This window comes from Pantoea sp. Ft-CA_14, assembly GCF_024520875.1.
Lineage (GTDB): Bacteria > Pseudomonadota > Gammaproteobacteria > Enterobacterales > Enterobacteriaceae > Pantoea > Pantoea agglomerans.
This window is the reverse complement of the sequence record NZ_JALNPM010000002.1, coordinates 436501-452940: the sequence shown is the minus strand read 5'-3', so window position 1 is coordinate 452940 and position 16440 is coordinate 436501. Positions and strand designations below refer to the sequence as shown.

14 protein-coding genes and 2 pseudogenes are annotated in these 16440 nt (G+C 45.5%); 13 read left to right on the top strand and 3 right to left on the bottom strand.

Annotated elements, in window-relative coordinates; genetic code table 11:
• The first annotated feature begins 5 nt into the window (after nucleotides 1–5).
• From NR195_RS05365 to NR195_RS05335, 7 genes are all read left to right on the top strand, one after another.
• The gene (locus NR195_RS05365) at nucleotides 6–503 is read left to right on the top strand and encodes a hypothetical protein (protein WP_064690136.1); all 498 of its coding nucleotides are present in this window, start codon (nucleotides 6–8) and stop codon (nucleotides 501–503) included.
• A complete protein-coding gene (locus NR195_RS05360) occupies nucleotides 503–973 on the top strand; it encodes a DUF1833 family protein (protein WP_064690137.1) in 471 nt (156 codons plus the stop codon). The genes NR195_RS05365 and NR195_RS05360 overlap by 1 nt, the downstream gene beginning before the upstream one ends.
• A complete protein-coding gene (locus NR195_RS05355) occupies nucleotides 966–1385 on the top strand; it encodes an NlpC/P60 family protein (protein WP_256844222.1) in 420 nt (139 codons plus the stop codon). The genes NR195_RS05360 and NR195_RS05355 overlap by 8 nt, the downstream gene beginning before the upstream one ends.
• Entirely contained in the window at nucleotides 1345–3828 is a 2484-nt protein-coding gene (locus NR195_RS05350) for a host specificity factor TipJ family phage tail protein (protein ID WP_256844221.1), read from the top strand. The genes NR195_RS05355 and NR195_RS05350 overlap by 41 nt, the downstream gene beginning before the upstream one ends.
• 54 nt (nucleotides 3829–3882) lie before the next feature.
• Nucleotides 3883–6339: a hypothetical protein gene (locus NR195_RS05345; RefSeq protein WP_256844220.1), complete on the top strand. Its 2457-nt coding sequence runs from the start codon at nucleotides 3883–3885 to the stop codon at nucleotides 6337–6339.
• Nucleotides 6339–6629: a hypothetical protein gene (locus tag NR195_RS05340; protein WP_256844219.1), complete on the top strand. Its 291-nt coding sequence runs from the start codon at nucleotides 6339–6341 to the stop codon at nucleotides 6627–6629. Before NR195_RS05345 ends, NR195_RS05340 begins: the two co-directional genes overlap by 1 nt.
• Nucleotides 6630–7068: 439 nt before the next feature.
• Nucleotides 7069–7257, top strand: coding sequence for a hypothetical protein (locus tag NR195_RS05335; RefSeq protein ID WP_256844218.1), 189 nt, complete (start codon nucleotides 7069–7071; stop codon nucleotides 7255–7257).
• Between the two features lie 229 nt (nucleotides 7258–7486).
• Here the strand turns inward: NR195_RS05335 and NR195_RS05330 are convergent, their stop codons facing one another.
• Entirely contained in the window at nucleotides 7487–8614 is a 1128-nt protein-coding gene (locus NR195_RS05330; RefSeq protein WP_256844217.1) for a hypothetical protein, read from the bottom strand.
• A gap of 1 nt (nucleotide 8615) precedes the next feature.
• Nucleotides 8616–9239 (bottom strand): hypothetical protein, encoded by a 624-nt coding sequence (locus NR195_RS05325; protein WP_256844216.1) that lies wholly within the window; start codon nucleotides 9237–9239, stop codon nucleotides 8616–8618.
• Nucleotides 9240–9565: 326 nt separating this feature from the next.
• Between NR195_RS05325 and NR195_RS05320 the strand changes: the two genes are divergently transcribed.
• The gene (locus NR195_RS05320; protein WP_256844215.1) at nucleotides 9566–9778 is read left to right on the top strand and encodes a hypothetical protein; all 213 of its coding nucleotides are present in this window, start codon (nucleotides 9566–9568) and stop codon (nucleotides 9776–9778) included.
• Nucleotides 9779–9857: 79 nt separating this feature from the next.
• On the top strand, nucleotides 9858–10118 hold the full coding sequence (locus tag NR195_RS05315; protein WP_256844214.1) for a hypothetical protein: 261 nt from the start codon (nucleotides 9858–9860) through the stop codon (nucleotides 10116–10118).
• A 453-nt stretch (nucleotides 10119–10571) separates the two neighbouring features.
• Here the strand turns inward: NR195_RS05315 and NR195_RS05310 are convergent, their stop codons facing one another.
• A complete protein-coding gene (locus tag NR195_RS05310; RefSeq protein ID WP_256844213.1) occupies nucleotides 10572–11471 on the bottom strand; it encodes a hypothetical protein in 900 nt (299 codons plus the stop codon).
• A 778-nt stretch (nucleotides 11472–12249) separates the two neighbouring features.
• Between NR195_RS05310 and NR195_RS05305 the strand changes: the two genes are divergently transcribed.
• From NR195_RS05305 to NR195_RS05290, 4 genes and pseudogenes are all read left to right on the top strand, one after another.
• Nucleotides 12250–12489, top strand: coding sequence for a DNA polymerase V (locus NR195_RS05305; RefSeq protein ID WP_256844212.1), 240 nt, complete (start codon nucleotides 12250–12252; stop codon nucleotides 12487–12489).
• Nucleotides 12489–13751, top strand: coding sequence for a translesion error-prone DNA polymerase V subunit UmuC (gene umuC / locus NR195_RS05300; RefSeq protein WP_256844211.1), 1263 nt, complete (start codon nucleotides 12489–12491; stop codon nucleotides 13749–13751). The genes NR195_RS05305 and umuC overlap by 1 nt, the downstream gene beginning before the upstream one ends.
• Before the next feature lie 200 nt (nucleotides 13752–13951).
• Nucleotides 13952–14125: pseudogene (locus NR195_RS05295) on the top strand (isocitrate/isopropylmalate family dehydrogenase); the annotation flags it as partial.
• Between the two features lie 1731 nt (nucleotides 14126–15856).
• Nucleotides 15857–16440: pseudogene (locus NR195_RS05290) on the top strand (hypothetical protein); the annotation flags it as partial.

Sequence of the window (16440 nt, the reverse complement as noted above, 5' to 3'; positions counted from 1 at the left end):
ATGATATGGCAATTGATTATCCCGAGTGGCTCCCACTTGCTCAGAAATCCAATAAAAACCCCACCAGCGATACAGGGTTTCGCACTGACCAGCCACAGGTTGGCGCGCCTATTTTCCAGAAATTAACGGATGATCTGAAAACGTCGTTCAACCTGACATGGGTATTCACCGCTGCCCAGCACAGGGCGTTCACTCAGTGGTTACGCAGCCCTCATTATCTGGATAACTGTAATCAGTGGTTCAACATGCGCGTTTCGACCGGTACGGGGGATACGGGTACTGAGGTTCAGGAGCTGCATTTCACAGCATTTCCGACATGGAACCAGAAAGGATCAACGTTTACATGGACCGGGAACGTGGTTGCGAGAGAGCTGAAAAACTCTGATGACGAGTTCGATGACTATCTGATCGAGTTCCCGCCGCCATGGGCCAGCTGGCTGGACATTATCGTTACTGGCTATCCCGATGGCCGGGATAAAGAGTCACTACCAAAGGTGGAATAATGCCTACGTTTCGCGAATACAAAAGTCGTCGTCCCAATAGGATTCTTTACGACACCATAACTTTTTATAACCCGGCGTTTGGCTACATCCGGCTGGTGGATAAGCAGATATTCCCCAAAACTTTTGCAGGTGTGGTTTATACGCCCTGCAGGATGGAGATTACTGAGAGCCAGCAAAGCAGCACACCGGTAATCAACAGCACGCTCAAATTCGCTCGCATGGCTCAGGATTTTAAGCAACAGCTCAAATTATGGAGGGGTGCTGGCCGGATCACACCCATCTCAGCAACCTATATGCGTTTTGATGCCTCTGACATGAACACGCCGCTTAAACCCTGGACGCTATACGTGAGCGACGTGAGCATGGATGCATCAGACGTTACTGTCAGCCTGACGCTAAAAAACCCACTGAATAACAACATATCCCAGCTCTACACCCCAGAAGAATTTCCAGGACTCCAGAATGCGTAAATCAGAATTCATTGAGAGGGTCACAGGTTTGCCGTGGGCAGATCGCGCCTGCACATTTGAGGCTATGGACTGCTGGGGGCTGGTAGTTCTGTACTACCGGCATGTGCTGGGTATCGAGATTCATCACACTGAGGATTATGAATCAGGGCGTGATTTTATGACCTGTTTTCAGGAAGAGGTGATGTTCTGGGATGACACGGAGATTTTCCGGGATGGCTGCATTTTCATTGCCTACTACGGGGCTCAGCCCGTTCATGTTGGCCTGACGGTTGACGGCATGGCTCTGCATAGCCGGGGCGAGTGCGGGCATGTCAGAGCAGACAGCATCCGCACGATTAAAAAACTTTTTACCAGATTGGAGTTTAAGACGTATGCCGGTCATTCAGATTCAGCGCGTACCGGGGCTGCCTAAAGAGCGGATTGATGTAGACGCCGGGAAGGTTTTCAGTGAGTGGCTGGAACAGCAGCAGCTTCACCGGGACGTGCGGATAAACCGTAATGGGGTTGAGCTTGGTGACGATGATGAGATTGGTTTTGTAGTGGAGGAAAATGACCAAATCATCATTTTTGATCAGCCGCGTTCAGGCGGCCTCGCCAAAACACTTTTAAACCCCTTCGAACACTTCAACCCCATCAAATTTACTAAAAAGGTGTTGGCTAGTCTGATAAAAATGCCAGGTATTGGCAATGCTGGTCAGACGAAAACCTCCTCTAATAATAGCCTCAAGGGGCAGACAAACCTGGCGCGCAACGGCGAAGCCAAACCTGACAATTTTGGGCTCATCCGGGCGTTTCCTGACCTCATTCAGGAGTCTCTTTTTGAGTACTCAGACAACCTGAAATATCTGACTGAGTTTATGAATTTTGGTCTCGGCAGGTATACGGTCAGCTCCGTGCGATTCTCTGAATCGAATCTGGGATCGATGGCCGGGGCGTCATTCACCATCTACAACCCCGGCGACATCATCAATACTGTCCAGGAGGGCTATCAGTTTGATGATGTGGATGGTCAGGATGTGCCGGGTAAAAACGAATCTGACGATTTTCCGATTGAGACTGCATCAGCCACCAGCGTAATCAGCGGGAGCTATGCTGGTGGACAGATTCTGATGAAAATTGCCAAAGAGGCCAGCTTTGATTATTTCATGGGGCTGGCACTGCCCCATGCCGTGGAGTTTACGATCAGCGCGACGTACCCCACAGCCAAGGGGAATGTAACGCAGGATTTTACTCTCTCCGGGAACCTGATATCTGCAGACGAGACGAGCGAGGGGCCAGAGACGGAGCCGGTTTATTATTACAACTTCGTGATAAATGAGATTGAGGGCTCTAATGTTTCATACATTTCAACGGCTACCATCAACACCTCCAAATTTGTTCTCAATGATAATCAGGCGCTGGTGATAGGACCGTTTTTCTCGCCGGTTGAATCATCGCAATTGTGGATTCATACACAGTCCGCACTGGGTGGCAAATCAGAGACCAACTGGCGGCTGACGATTTGGAAGGTGGATGCAAGCAATGCTCAGATTCCTGGCACATCTGAGACGTTCACCTACCGGCAGACAACACCGCACCAGTCATCCTCAGAGACGTTTTACCGCACCGACAAAATCACCCCTATAGGTGGGCATGGACGCTACTCGGTGAGTTTTCAGAGGACTGATAACAGCGGTGACAAGAGCCGACTGAAAGTGGAGGCGATCCACGGCGTCAATATCCGCAATAACGTGAGCTACCCGAACGACACGCTGGTCAGGGTCACTGTGCGTCAGACAAAAAATGCCACCAGCGCCCGCGACCGGAAATATAACGCTCTGATTAATCGCCATGTAATCAGCTACAACATGACCACGCAGTCTGTTGATTACCGACTACGGGCATCCCGTAAATTCTCAGATATTGCGCTGCATAACTGGCTGGTGGTTGGTGGGCAGGCTGAGAACACCATTGATATCCATGGTCTGTACCTGATTCAGGCTGAGCTAGACGCCATTGATTCGCGCCTATCATATTTTGACTACACCTTTGACGATGAGGATGTTTCCCTCGGTCAGAGGATGGAGACGATTTGTGATGCAGCCGGGGTCAGTGTGTTCTGGGATGACGGGATATTGTCGTTCACCCTGGACAAGAAGCGGAGTACGCCAGCAACCGTTTTTAACCGGTCCAATACCACGGACGCGGGTTATTCACTGAGATATGAAATGACGCTGCCGGGAGGGTATGACGGCGTTGAGGTGCAGTACCGCAACCCAACCACTAACAAACAGGCGTTCATCCGCTACCGCGTGCGCAACAATCAGATCGAACCCGGAACGCCAGCTAAAGTGAAAAAATTCGAGATGATGTATGTCCGCGATGATTTTCAGGCCGACTACCGCGCGCAGAAAGAGTGCCGCCGTTTGATTTACTCGCGGATGAGCATGGGCATAACGGCGCTGGCGGATGGTGAGTGGTGCAACGTAGGGGATATGGTCCAGGTGCCAGATACCTACGATACAAATCATCAGGCGGGCTATATCGTCCATCGCTCGGGCAACGATTTCGAAACGAATGAGCTGATCACATTCACTGGCTCAATGTTCGTCATGATTACCGACAGCATGGGAAACACGACCGCCCGTTACCCGGCCACACCGCGCAGTGATACCGACTTTGGGTTTACTGCCGCCATCCCGGCTATCGACCTGAACATTTATGACGGGCATCAGGTGCAATCCCCATCGAGATACGTGATTGCTACGACTGAGGAACTCGATGCCACGCGCTGGATAATCACTGAAAAGCAGCCTGGCAGTGATGGCACTACCGCCCTGAGCCTCGCGGAGTACAACGACCTGATTTACCCCTGATTAATACACCCATCACAAAGCCAGCCACGTGCTGGCTTTTTTTATGGAATGAATATGGCTACCCAACCAACCAAAAATCCAGTACCCAGCGAATCACCCCGCGACCTGAAATTTAACGCCGGTAAAATCGATGAGTTCGTCACGTCCCCCTCGGGGGAATATACAGATCGTCTCGGTGGCAGGCATAAAACCATACGCGGAATGGAGGCGGATTTTGAGAACCAGCTCAGCAACCAATCTGACCGGTTTAATACCCAGCTCAGCGGGCAAGAAAAACAGTTCACCGACCAGATCACCAGCCAATCCGATCAGTTTAATTATTTCATTCAAAACTCTGGCTATGAGGTTGTCGGAGATTATGAGGCTGGTCCGCTCACAATCAATTCGTACAACCAGATTATTCGTTATCAGGGGGAGTTCTATAAACTCACTGGAGCAACAGAAATTCCCTGGACGACCACCGGTAATGATGCCACCAGCTGGGCCATTGACTCTGCGCAGCTGGTGGGCGTTGCAGATGCTGCATTGCGTCAGGAGCTGGCCGGTAATGATGGGCTGAAACAGATCGGTCAGTGCCCCGACATCATAACGCTGCGCGCAACCGAACCCGAGATGGATGGGCAGCGCATCTTTGTACGTGAATACACCATAGGCACGGGGAGAGGCGGTGGCACGTTTATGTACTGGCAGGACGACACCACATCGGCAGACGATGGCGGGTATATCATCGTTAGCAAAGGCGGCAAGCGTTGGAAACGTAATTGCACGCCTGAGATGCTAAATGTAACGCACTACGGCGCTGTTATGGATGGCGTGACGGACGATATGCCCGCCGTAAAACGGATGCATTACGGCATGCAGGGGCAGTCAGGGAACTCTGTTGGGGTACGAACACCGGCAGGTGAGATAGCCCTGAGTTCAACATTCGACATTTCGGGCGAGGCTGAGCAGGGCACATTCCGTTTCCGTGGGCCTGATGTTGAATATGGTGCTGTACCACTTACCCGCGTTTACTTTGTTGATAAGACGTCAACCACACCCGTTTTTCAGGTTAATGCGCGCAGGATGGAGATTAGCGGTCTGCATTTGATCGGCAAGGATACTGTCACACCATTTTATAAAAACGTTTGTCCTGCTGGTCAGTACATTCGCGTTAAATCTTTTCGCTGCAACGATACTGGTGGTCTGGTGTTTGATGTTCAGGACACCATTGATACCAAATTTGATCAGATTTACTGCTCAAAAGCGTCAGGCGGATTTTTAAGGGCAGGCTGGTCGAACACTGAAAAGGGCGGCTGGAACCACTCCACAGCAATAGAAATTACAAACAGCAACTTCTCAAGCAATACGACTGTTGATGTACTTCAATTGATTCGTTGCGGTCAGAGCCTAATGTACAACGTCTGGTTTTCTAATAACGAATACACCTACGATATTTCACAAGGTGGGTGGATTCTGAATACCGTCATAATGGAGAACTCCACCTATCCGGCTAAAACAAAATGGGCAAAAACAGTTGAATTCAACTGCCGTTACGCTCAGGGCGCAACGCTTGATGATACTTTATCTGGCTATACGCCGGACATGGATAATGGAAAGAGCCTGCCTCCTTCGGTAACAAACGCAATGGATCAGGGCCGCACCAGTATTACAGCTACAGGTGCATCCATGCGGTCTGGTTTGGCTGCATATTTTTCTTACTCAGACACAGTTTTAAAAAATTCCAACAATGCTGAGACATGGTTCTATGTCGGCCGCATCGTACTGCCTGTACTGGGTCACACTGCGATAGTGCGTTTCTTGGGTGCGTCCGGCTGGGAAACCACGGCGACGCCTGTTACACGCCCAGGCTCAACGAATTTCGGCGGCGGTGAAGCTCGTTTATATGTTGAGATGAAAAAACCTAACGACGCTACTACCGGGACAATAGAAGCCCACTGGCATGGAGAAGGTGGTACACCCGTCAAAGAGATCAGAATCGTACATAGCTGGCAGACCATACACATCTATGTGAAGGTCGCACAATATGCGCGTGCAACCGGGATTTTCATTGAAACAAACAGCATCCCACGCATGAATTCAGGCTCGCCATTTTACTTTGTGCCTTCGAACTCCCAGTTATCCAATGTTGATGAAATTGCTAACAACGTGGCTGTACCAAGGCGCTGGGCCATAAACTCTGGCACATATGCCGGAAATGGGTTCGGCATGGATTTGGATTCGGGTGACTTACTTTTAGACTCCTCCAGTGTGAAATCTGTATCTGCAACGGACTGGATATCTATCTTTATAAATGGTCAAAAGCGATACATGCAGTATCAGGAGTTTAATGATGCTATTCGCTTTCCTCGTTACACATACGCAGAACTGCCAGATCCAGCTAAAACCACTTACGGAATGTGTTTCTGCATCGATACAACACGTACGCCAAAAATGCAGATGCTATACGCGTCAAATGATGGGATGTGGTATCCCGTTAATAATCCTTCTGATCCGTGGAAACCAGTCTAATGACATTTACAGCAAAATTTATTCCTGATGAGTCGGTCATTGATGGGCTCGGTACACCTGATGATCGAGGTTATTACAATGTTGATTTTGAGTTCCTTGATGTTATTCAAATTACCGAAACTGATCCTCAGCAGTTGGTTTGCAGTTATTCACTGACATTAAATGAAACGATACTGAATTACCGCTTTCGTTTTGGGTACGCCTTTGATGGCAGCAATGCAACAGCTGAAGCAGCTGAGGCTGCATTAAAAAACTACCTAAATGAGATGTATGTGGCTGCTGGTGGCTAAAACAGTCCACTAACAAAGGTGTATTCGTTAAATTTATTTAATATCAATAATTTAGCTCAATCGATCTGTGTCGCCGATCAATATCGCTTTATTGATCGGTACAACCAGTTATGACTGAGAAGAGGGTGAGTATATTTTATTGCTGTTAGAGGAGGCTAACGTATTATGGAAAGGAAGACTGTATGGAAGCTGATGCTAATGGGGTGCGCTTTAATCTGGATAGTTACTATTCTGGGTTTAAATAAAATAATTAGTTTCCTTTATTCATTTTACTTTATTATCTGATTTCGCCAACACCAGCCCGGCTTATGCCGGGTTTTTTATTATGTGATGCGTGCAATCATCATTATTTGGAAGGCGCGCCGCAATATTGAGTTGTAATTATCCAAAGAACGATTGAATAGGTTACATTCAGGTTTCGATGATTAGGAGCAACAATATGAAAGATGGATTTGAAGACCATGCGTATGACGCAGCATGTATGATTATGGGAAAGGCCGTCTGGCAGCTGGTCGCCAGCGGTGAATTGGTGACTCAGGAAGCGGTTGCCACAAAGATAGTAGAGCTATCAAAGCGACGGGCTGATTTAGCTGCCAGCATTGCACTTTCAGTGTTGTTGCAATCATAAAAATTGTGGCGGCGGGGAAGGCGGTCTAATTTTGTAAGCTATCAATATCCGGTTGTGTCAAAAGTGAACGTCTAAACGACCGATATTATTGGGCAGGTTTATGCTTAACATAGAAAACCGCCCTCAATAGGACGGTTTAAAAATAATTCTAAAAGAGACTTAAACCTAAAATAATATAAAAATTACATGGTTAATTATAAATATTTATATAATTTATAAAGCCATGATATTAATCGACTTTTGAATTACTCAAGTATTCTCTCATTCCTTCATCAATTGCATCTTTATGGGAATGAGAATTCATTTCATTGTGAACGGCTGTCAATATCATATCGACTTGCAGTGATAATTTTAGCAGCTCACTCCTTTTATCATCTTCTTCAAATATCTTTCGAGTACCGTCAGGAACTTCCAGCTTCTTTGCTTCGTCAAAGTTACGCCATAACCAGTCAAGCCAGCGCTGAGTTTCACCCAGTATTGCAAGTTCGTAGAAGTAACCTCTCAAGAGATTTCCCATATCAGCATGATACATAATAGAAGCAATATCAAAACTGCTGAGATTTATTTCTACGCCTTCCTCATATGCATCTGCTTTAATATTTTTAAGTAGTCTTATTGATTTTCTTAATCCGCCTAGCGTTGTTTTGCAGCGGTTCTCGATATAATCAATATGAAGAAATGGCGTATTGTAGATACGCTGATTATCCTTTATATTCAGAATAGCCACACCTCTGTCAACTTCATTGCCTGTATCCTGATATTTGGCATTATTCCACCAAACTGCCGGGACTACATCTACATCTCTAGCTAAAGAGCCGCCGGTTATTTTTACTGCTTTTGAGTTTTCGGTGTCAACCTTTGCAGCCGGGAACGCTGCCCTGAGACTATCTTCAATTTCTTCCCGTAAGATCTGAAGTACATCTACGGCTTGTTTTTTGGATAGAATATAGCTACTTGCTTTACTTCCTTCGTTTGAAAAAACGAATAGCTGCTCATCAATAGTAAGAATGTCTACATCGCTAACGCCTTTGATATGGATGTTAAGCGGCACAGAACCCTGCAAACGAAACGAAGCTGAAATTTCCTTTTTTTCCAATCGGTTAGCAAGTTGGTTTTCTATTCTTTTCCCTGTTTCTATGCTAACCCTTGTATAAACTGGATCAACTTCCTGCATGGCACCTAATGCATATTTGGTGGCTGATTTCCCGGATGCCCTGCTTTCCCAAGTTTCTTGTTGTCGAGATTTCTCTAATAAGATCTCCCTGCTTTCAAGTCCGCTGTCCATTGCAAATATTTCATTTATCCCTCTTCTTCTTGTTCTTAAACGTTCGATTCGCGATGAAAAGTTATCGGCCATGTTATGATTTCCTTAACTTCATTGTTCCAAAGGTATTCCGACCTCTGCCATTAAAATACTCACCATCAGCAGTTGTCAGGCTCTTATCAAAAGTTAATTCTGCAAATCCCATATGTGGGTTTAACTCTTTTTCATTTATTCTCGGATCATTTCTGTAGTTATAAACTAACCGATAACCTATTTCGCCATCATATATGATAGAAGCAGCTATACTGTCAGAACCTGACTGTGATGTTTGCAACCGTATATGAACTTTATCCCATGACTGATATATATTAATTTTAGCATTCCATGAAAAAACTTTTCCTTCCTTGTTTTCGCCGCGACCTTCACAATCCCACTCTCCCGACAGATCCGGGACGTTAATAATTTTTGATATTAACTTCCATTTCCATAATCTAGAGTCAAAAATCCAGTAGAGGACTAGATACATTGTACCTGCACTAACGAGTGAGGATATTGTTGGGGTCATTACAGATTTTGCTTCAATATAAGAATGATTTTCAAGGTAACTTAAAATAAAAAAGACTAGAAGCCCAGATATCAGAGAAGCTAATGAACCAATTATTTTACCTACCTTGCTCCTATTAAAACCGCTTATCACAATATATTCATGGCTTTTCATATGATTCCTGAAAGTATGAAAGAGATAGATGAACCGCTAAATCGCGGCTGAAACTGATAACATTATCTTATAGGAATCATCCTAAATCTATAGTATTGTAAAATTTTATTTCAAGATGAGATTATACAATCAGTTGCATCAAGCCTGCTTGCCGGTCCCACCAACAGATCTGGTAATTTGGTAAAACGCCCACTCTGACGAATGTCTTCGCTGCGGCGCGGAGTACTGCATATTGTGCCTCTCGAGTCAGGCATTCCTACCAGATGTAATAGTCAGGCGTTCAGGGCCGGGCAGGGCGCATCGTCTCCCCAAAGATGGCAGAAGCAATGCTCAACGTGCTTTATGTTCCGCTTATACATCGATTCGATGACGACATTGGTAGTTCAGGCAAGGAGTTAGAAAAGTTGGATGAACTTAAGGCGTGGCGCGACAATCTGGTGACAAAGGTGGCCATAGAATTCACTCAGGCTGAAAAGTACGGCGATTGGGGTGAATACCGTCTTCTGAGAGCAAAGAGAATGATTAAACAAGCAGCATAGACAATCAAGTAGCAAACTTGCTATATATGCAATACATTTAACAAATGTTCTGCAATGTTACAGCTATAAAGGAATGCAAATGGCGAATAATTTTGAACGAGTCGAAATTGATGGTGAAAATGGCAGCGTTAACGTGAAAATCTTTGATTACCCTACGAAAGAAAAGGGTTGGAAACGTTTATCGGGTAGGGATGCCCATATTCATATTAACTTACCTGTCGGTGACTATTCAGATGCAGAAATAATGCAAGTCATCAAAGAATACTATGAAGACATGAATGAGCCAATGCCTGATTTTGATGAGGTATATGATCACCGAAATGATAAGGATGAGGAATAGTAATTAATGCCCACCAACAGGTGGGCATTGTTTATTTGTTGAAAGCTCGTTTGAAGTTGACAATTGTTGCTGGATGCATCATTGACCTGCTCCCCGTTGATAAATTCACCGCGATGTCAGTAATGTCTTCATAAGCCATACGAGGATATTCCCATAAAGAAACGTTTTCCCGATGCTTAGTGATACAGCAATAGATGAGCTTAGGAGGTGAGTTAATAACTAGTTTGATGTTCGAATTTTATATGTAGTGAGACGGAACTCATCCATAATCATAGTTTTTACGTACGTGGTTTGCTCACAGTGGTCGGCGCACCCCATAGGTCCGCTCAGTGCCAGAAGCGGACGTTCAAAAGAGAAGCTTTGCTATACAACTAAACTGTTTAAGATTAAATTCTATCCACTAATCAAAACTGACATTACTAACTGATCGTTGTACCTAATACTGGGGGCCGGTCAATTAGACATTATTTGATTTCCATTCGGCCAGCCATCCTCTTCTGGAAGAGTCATTCCTATCATTGGCAAGATGATAAGATTCCCAATGGAATATCTCTGATCGCTAGTTGTATTGATTCCTGCATAGGTCATGTCGAAGGAGTTAGCATCTGCATGAGACATAAAAAGATTCTTTGTTCCAATCCTGTTTGCCATCGCGAACTGTATATGCCCACCAATCGTATTTACGGTTTCATGACGTATCCAGTTATTTAATGCTATAAAGGGAGCCCGCCACCAGTTTAGTGTGCCACTATCAAAACGCCGCCTTGTCATCTCGATATGATCCTGAAACTGCTGTTTTCTGTCACCCAAAACTACTGGGACGCCTGATGTCAGGTTAAGACAATCTTCAATAACAAGATTAACGGGGTTTGATGGAGTATTGTAAATCTTAATAATCTTATGTGACTGAGTTCTAAAGCAAAACCCATAAATAATCATTTCCGTGGCTACCGAATGTGGAAATGACTGACCAACATCGAGTATTAATTTTTCCGCGATTTCCTTTGTTAAAGTTGCAATCTCATAAAGGCTCGGGTAACTGCTATAAGGCAGGCGTGGCTGCTGTTGAACATCGCAAAAATTAATTTCATGCAATTGAGATAATGATACGGCAAGCAACTCCCTGACATTTATACCAATCATCGTTCCTCCGGCAAAGCCGAAACCAAATTCCATGATTCTTTCCGGAAATAATCGGTAAGTGTCGCTAGACCGGATAACTGATACTGGAATCGAGAATAGTTTAGGACAGTGATTTGTCATTACACTTTCATGCTGGGTAATCCTTGAGTCGCTTACTGCCCAGATACTTTCTCCTTCTTCACTGTTTAACCAGCAGGCTATTGCTGTCATTTTAAAACCTCTTTAAGTACAGATATGAGTTCAGAGAGCGCAAACATAACTTATTCAAATCCTATCTCTTTAAGCAACATCTAAATATGCTTGCTCAGGGCTTGCGCAGGTGAATGGCTGCGATAATAATTGCTTGTATTTTCCATCATACTCTGGTTTTATGATAGCGTCAGATTTGAGCATGGTGGCAGTGCATGCATTTAAACTGGCAATCCTTTGAATGATTAACTCTGAATTGAACAACAGCTACGCGATTAACGGCCCCTACAAACGCAGCTCATGACATCGATTCTTCAGGAGTGTAGTCATGCCCAAAAAAACGCCCGAAAAGTGTTGTCCATGATTTGTGTTTAGATTCTCAGCTTGACCTTAAACCATTGGATTACCACCAGATAGCTCACGCTGCGCTTGGTACTATTTCTCCCGAAATATCTTCAAAAACTTTACTGCCTACCCGTCGAGGTTTCAGCTCACGTCAAGACAATCGCCTTGATGCAATAAAACGCGTTAAAACGAGACTAAAGCAAAGCGATTTGCTTGCTTCCGTTACCACATCAGAAGTTATCGCTGAAATGGAGCGCGCCGGATTAGGCACAAATCAGGTGCAACTGTTTCTGGATCCTTTTTCTAGAAAAACCAAGAAAGAGGCCTTCAAGGCGCTTTGCAAGTACCTCGCATCCTCAGAGGCTTTACAATTCTGTGCCCCGTTTCGGCTTGATCAAATCCACTGATTGATAATACTGTTTATTTATACAGTAACATTATGAAGGGGATTATTATGCCACGCGACTACGAAATCATGATGGCTTTCAGGCAAGCGATTAAGCGCGATGCCGATGGCCGATTCACCATTAGTACACTCGACTTTGTAAAAGAGCTTGGCCAGATGAACTGGCATTACACTCTCAACTCTGCGAATAAGTGGATAGAGACGCATACGACTACGTTCCGAGATATCTCACCTACAGACGGTGACGAGCGCGTGTTTCAGGTGTTCAATCCGAACGGCGGTATGTGATGTTTGCCTTGGTTGATGTGAACTCGTTCTATGCGAGCTGCGAAACGATCTTTCGTCCTGACTTACGCGGCAAACCAGTGGTAGTGCTATCGAATAACGATGGATGCGTCATTGCACGTTCCGCAGAAGCTAAAAAGTTACAGGTGCCGATGGGAGCACCTTACTTCAAGCTTAAAGACGAATTCAGAAAGCATGGCGTCCATATCTTCAGTTCGAACTATGCACTTTATGCTGACATGTCGAACAGGGTAATGACCACGCTTGAGGGTATGGCCCCAGCAGTGGAAATTTATTCAATCGACGAAGCGTTTATGAATCTCGGCGGCATGAGCCGTATTGAACCACTGGAAGACTTCGGACGCCGGGTTAGGGCGCGTATCAAGCAAGAAACGCACCTAATCGTAGGTGTTGGCATTGCGCCAACTAAGACCCTGGCAAAGTTGGCAAATCACGCTGCAAAAAAGTGGTCAAAGACAGGCGGCGTACTAGACCTGTCGAATAATGAGCGTCAGAAGAAATTGATGGCGCTGGTGCCGGTTGAAGATGTCTGGGGTGTTGGCCGTCGCATAAGCAAGAAGCTGAATGCCATGGGCGTCATTACCGCGAAAGATCTGTCGGAGCAAAGCACTTACATCATCCGTAAGCATTTTAACGTGGTGCTGGAGCGCACAGTAAGAGAGTTGCGCGGGGAGCCATGCCTGGAGCTCGAAGAATTTGCACCAGTAAAACAGCAGATAGTGTGCTCACGTTCATTCAGTTCACGCATTACTGAATATATTTACATGCGTCAGGCTGTTTGCTCTTTCGCAGAGCGGGCAGCCGAAAAGCAGAGAAAAGAAAGGCAGTTCTGTAAGCAGATAGCAGTATTTGTCCGAACCAGTCCGCACGCAGAGGGTGAGGTCTTTTATGGCAATCAGGCCTCGCGAAAGCTGCTTACACCTTCTAACGATACTCGCGACATCATCCGTATTGCTATGGACGCACTTGATGACATATGGGTAGACGGGCACCGTTATATGAAAGCAGGTGTGATGTTAGGCGACTTTTTCAGCCAGGGTGTGTCTCAGCTCAATCTATTTGATGAGTACCGGCCACAGCCTAATAGCGAAGCTCTGATGCGAGTGATAGATGGGCTAAATCAGAGCGGGAAGGCCAATTTATTTTTTGCCGGGCAGGGGATTGAAAGGTCATGGACCATGAAGCGAGAAATGCTTTCACCAGCTTACACGACCCGTTTTGCAGACCTGCCAGTCTCAAAATGAGCATAGCTGTTATTAACCTGTTACCACTGCCAATCTGAGATTGTAATGAATGAAATTCATACAGAATTGCGATAAAAGTCTTCCCCAAAACTCAATGCAACCTATTGGATTTATTAGCATTTATTTTCGTTAACAAAAGCCATGTTGAGCGCCGTTTTCTTGGTTTTTAATCAATTAAATCAGTTAGATAACATCATTTTGCAAAAATAATGCTGCGTCACATGGAGTGGTTCGAAGCGGCTGACCTGATTGTTAAAGGTGTTGAAGGCGCTATCGCTAACAAGACCGTGACTTACGATTTCGAACGCCTGATGGATGGCGCTAAACTGTTGAAATGTTCAGAGTTTGGTGACGCGATCATCGAAAATATGTAATCGGCTTTACGTAACATACAGCCAACACGAATGTAAAAATCGTGTTGGCTTTTTATTTCACGCCTTCTTTCCCCAAAACTCCTCCAAAACTATTTCAAAATAACCGCTCCAGGGCCACGACCCTCCACTCCACTCCTCTCCGCGATCATTTTTGTAACATTCAGTCATCTTCTGAGAGCTATGGCCCAGCAGTTTTGATAATCGAGCCCTTGTGCACAATAACGACGTTCAGAAAGAGAGCGTTATACGTGGAATATTGACTGTCATCTGGCAAGGTTATTTCACTGTTATTACGCGCTTTAAAGACTGCATTGTGAGTAAAGTAACCCTGATCCTGCATCAGATGATGGCAAGAGATATGGTGTGCCTGAAATGAACCCGATATTTAGTCAGAGCAGCCATCATAGCAGCGGCTAAAGATCTGTTAGCGCAGAACGGTTCTGCTGAAAGTGAAAAGCGTTCAGCCACAATACGATGCTGGTCTCTCCGGTTGAAGCCGTTAAGCAGGCGGAAGAACCCGGATACTGTTCATAATGCTTTTCATCACAGAATGCGTTTCGGTAATAAAGATACGCCAGGGTACAACCTGGAAAAGAAAGCATAGGATCCAGGAAAATCGTTGCCTCAACACCTTCTGTTTTTGATCACTCGATTGCCCCATTCCCAACGTAACTGAACCTGATAAAACCGAGTCAGATAAGCTCTGATGTATAACATCGGGTGTCAAATAGCATTTTTTGTATAATAATTCTCTTTGCAAAACAAGTAATTAAAACTTGCGTGTAATCGCATTCATTTGCCCGATATGCAACATTGATCAGGATCATATTTCATCGAGATGTTGAGGCGTAGATTGCCCGTCATTAGTGACGCGATGCAGCGGGGTCGCTATTTGTAATCGCTTTCACACCCTTATTCATTAATCTTAATTGGATAAGAATTTTGAATAACTGAACTGTTTGTGAGGCACTTTAAGTGGTTCATAAAAAAGTCAGGTGCTCACATCAATCCCTCAGGCTTTGAGAGGGATCAATCAATTCGTTCACAATTTTTATCGCTGAACGTAGATTGTTAATATTATTGTAATCGATTACAAAAACGTCAGTTTATTAAACGCATTCTTAAATCGGAACCTTAAGAAGGATGGCGATATTTAATTTTTAGATTTTTAAGCAGTATAGCGTTACTAAGCAAGGCACAGAATAGTTTTAATCACTCTGGTCGGGCTTCTGAAGAAATGATTATCTTTTCTGACTTACTAAGAGTTTTTAGTAATTGTCAGGATAAAATCTAAGGTTCATCGGAATGACGGGTGAGTCGAAAGGGGGGTGCAGACTTAAGAGCAATCAACGTCAGGTATTTAAAATAAAGAAACGGCGTTGCTTAAAAATATAAGGTGCAGATTTTAGCAAGTGAATAAAGGATTTTAACCCAATGTAAAAAGGCCTCGTCCGTTAAGACGAGGCCTTTCAGGGATTCTGATCAAATGGCTGGCGGGCCAGAAGACAGATATCCGTTTGTGATTTACAAATCTTGACATAAATCAACTTTAGCGAGTTCATATTAATGAAGAAATCAATTATAGCTGTGGCTATTTGTGCGATCTGCAGCGGATCCATGACAACCAGTGCAAATGCGAACGTTGTCTTCTCGGGGCCAGTGCAAAGCCTATATAACACTATTGCTGCCGGGCATATGGACAATGCTGTCGCTCGCGATGTCTGGGCAACGATGAATTCTGAACAACAGGCGGAATTCAAGCGTATTGAGCACAGCCACAATATGAATTATTCCTTCGATTTAGGTAATTCTGTTGCGCCAATGGCGATCCCGCAGGCCACACCACAAGCCAGACCGCAAAAGATACCGGTTGCGCCGCAGAAGGTTCCGCAGGCTACGCCACCGCGCCCACAGTCTGTGCCGTTCGCCCAGAAGGTGCCTGTTGCACCGCAGCAGGTTCCGCAGGCCTCACCGGTTAAAACGCCAGCCATTACCGGCAGCTCCTATCGCGCGGCCGTTACCGAAATGCAGGCGCATCCGGCTCAGTCTGTTCCGGTTCTGGCTCCGCAGAAAATCCCGCAGGCCACGCCGCCGATGCCACATCCGCAGGCCACGCCATCGCGTCCACAGTCCGTGCCGGTCGTCCAGAAGGTGCCTGTCGCACTGCAGAAGGTTCCGCAGGCTACGCCACCGCGCCCACAGTCTGTGCCGTTCGCCCAGAAGGTGCCTGTTGCACCACAGCAGGTTCCGCAGGCAACGCCACCGCGTCCACAGTCCGTGCCGGTCGCCCAGAAGGTGCCTGTTGCACCGCAGCA

Excerpts from the sequence above, each read along its gene's own strand:
- NR195_RS05365 (WP_064690136.1), top strand. The coding sequence starts at position 6 with ATGGCAATTGATTATCCCGAGTGGCTCCCACTTGCTCAGAAATCCAAT.
- NR195_RS05360 (WP_064690137.1), top strand. The coding sequence starts at position 503 with ATGCCTACGTTTCGCGAATACAAAAGTCGTCGTCCCAATAGGATTCTT.
- NR195_RS05355 (WP_256844222.1), top strand. The coding sequence starts at position 966 with ATGCGTAAATCAGAATTCATTGAGAGGGTCACAGGTTTGCCGTGGGCA.
- NR195_RS05350 (WP_256844221.1), top strand. The coding sequence starts at position 1,345 with ATGCCGGTCATTCAGATTCAGCGCGTACCGGGGCTGCCTAAAGAGCGG.
- NR195_RS05345 (WP_256844220.1), top strand. The coding sequence starts at position 3,883 with ATGGCTACCCAACCAACCAAAAATCCAGTACCCAGCGAATCACCCCGC.
- NR195_RS05340 (WP_256844219.1), top strand. The coding sequence starts at position 6,339 with ATGACATTTACAGCAAAATTTATTCCTGATGAGTCGGTCATTGATGGG.
- NR195_RS05335 (WP_256844218.1), top strand. The coding sequence starts at position 7,069 with ATGAAAGATGGATTTGAAGACCATGCGTATGACGCAGCATGTATGATT.
- NR195_RS05330 (WP_256844217.1), bottom strand. The coding sequence starts at position 8,614 with ATGGCCGATAACTTTTCATCGCGAATCGAACGTTTAAGAACAAGAAGA.
- NR195_RS05325 (WP_256844216.1), bottom strand. The coding sequence starts at position 9,239 with ATGAAAAGCCATGAATATATTGTGATAAGCGGTTTTAATAGGAGCAAG.
- NR195_RS05320 (WP_256844215.1), top strand. The coding sequence starts at position 9,566 with ATGCTCAACGTGCTTTATGTTCCGCTTATACATCGATTCGATGACGAC.
- NR195_RS05315 (WP_256844214.1), top strand. The coding sequence starts at position 9,858 with ATGGCGAATAATTTTGAACGAGTCGAAATTGATGGTGAAAATGGCAGC.
- NR195_RS05310 (WP_256844213.1), bottom strand. The coding sequence starts at position 11,471 with ATGACAGCAATAGCCTGCTGGTTAAACAGTGAAGAAGGAGAAAGTATC.
- NR195_RS05305 (WP_256844212.1), top strand. The coding sequence starts at position 12,250 with ATGCCACGCGACTACGAAATCATGATGGCTTTCAGGCAAGCGATTAAG.
- umuC (WP_256844211.1), top strand. The coding sequence starts at position 12,489 with ATGTTTGCCTTGGTTGATGTGAACTCGTTCTATGCGAGCTGCGAAACG.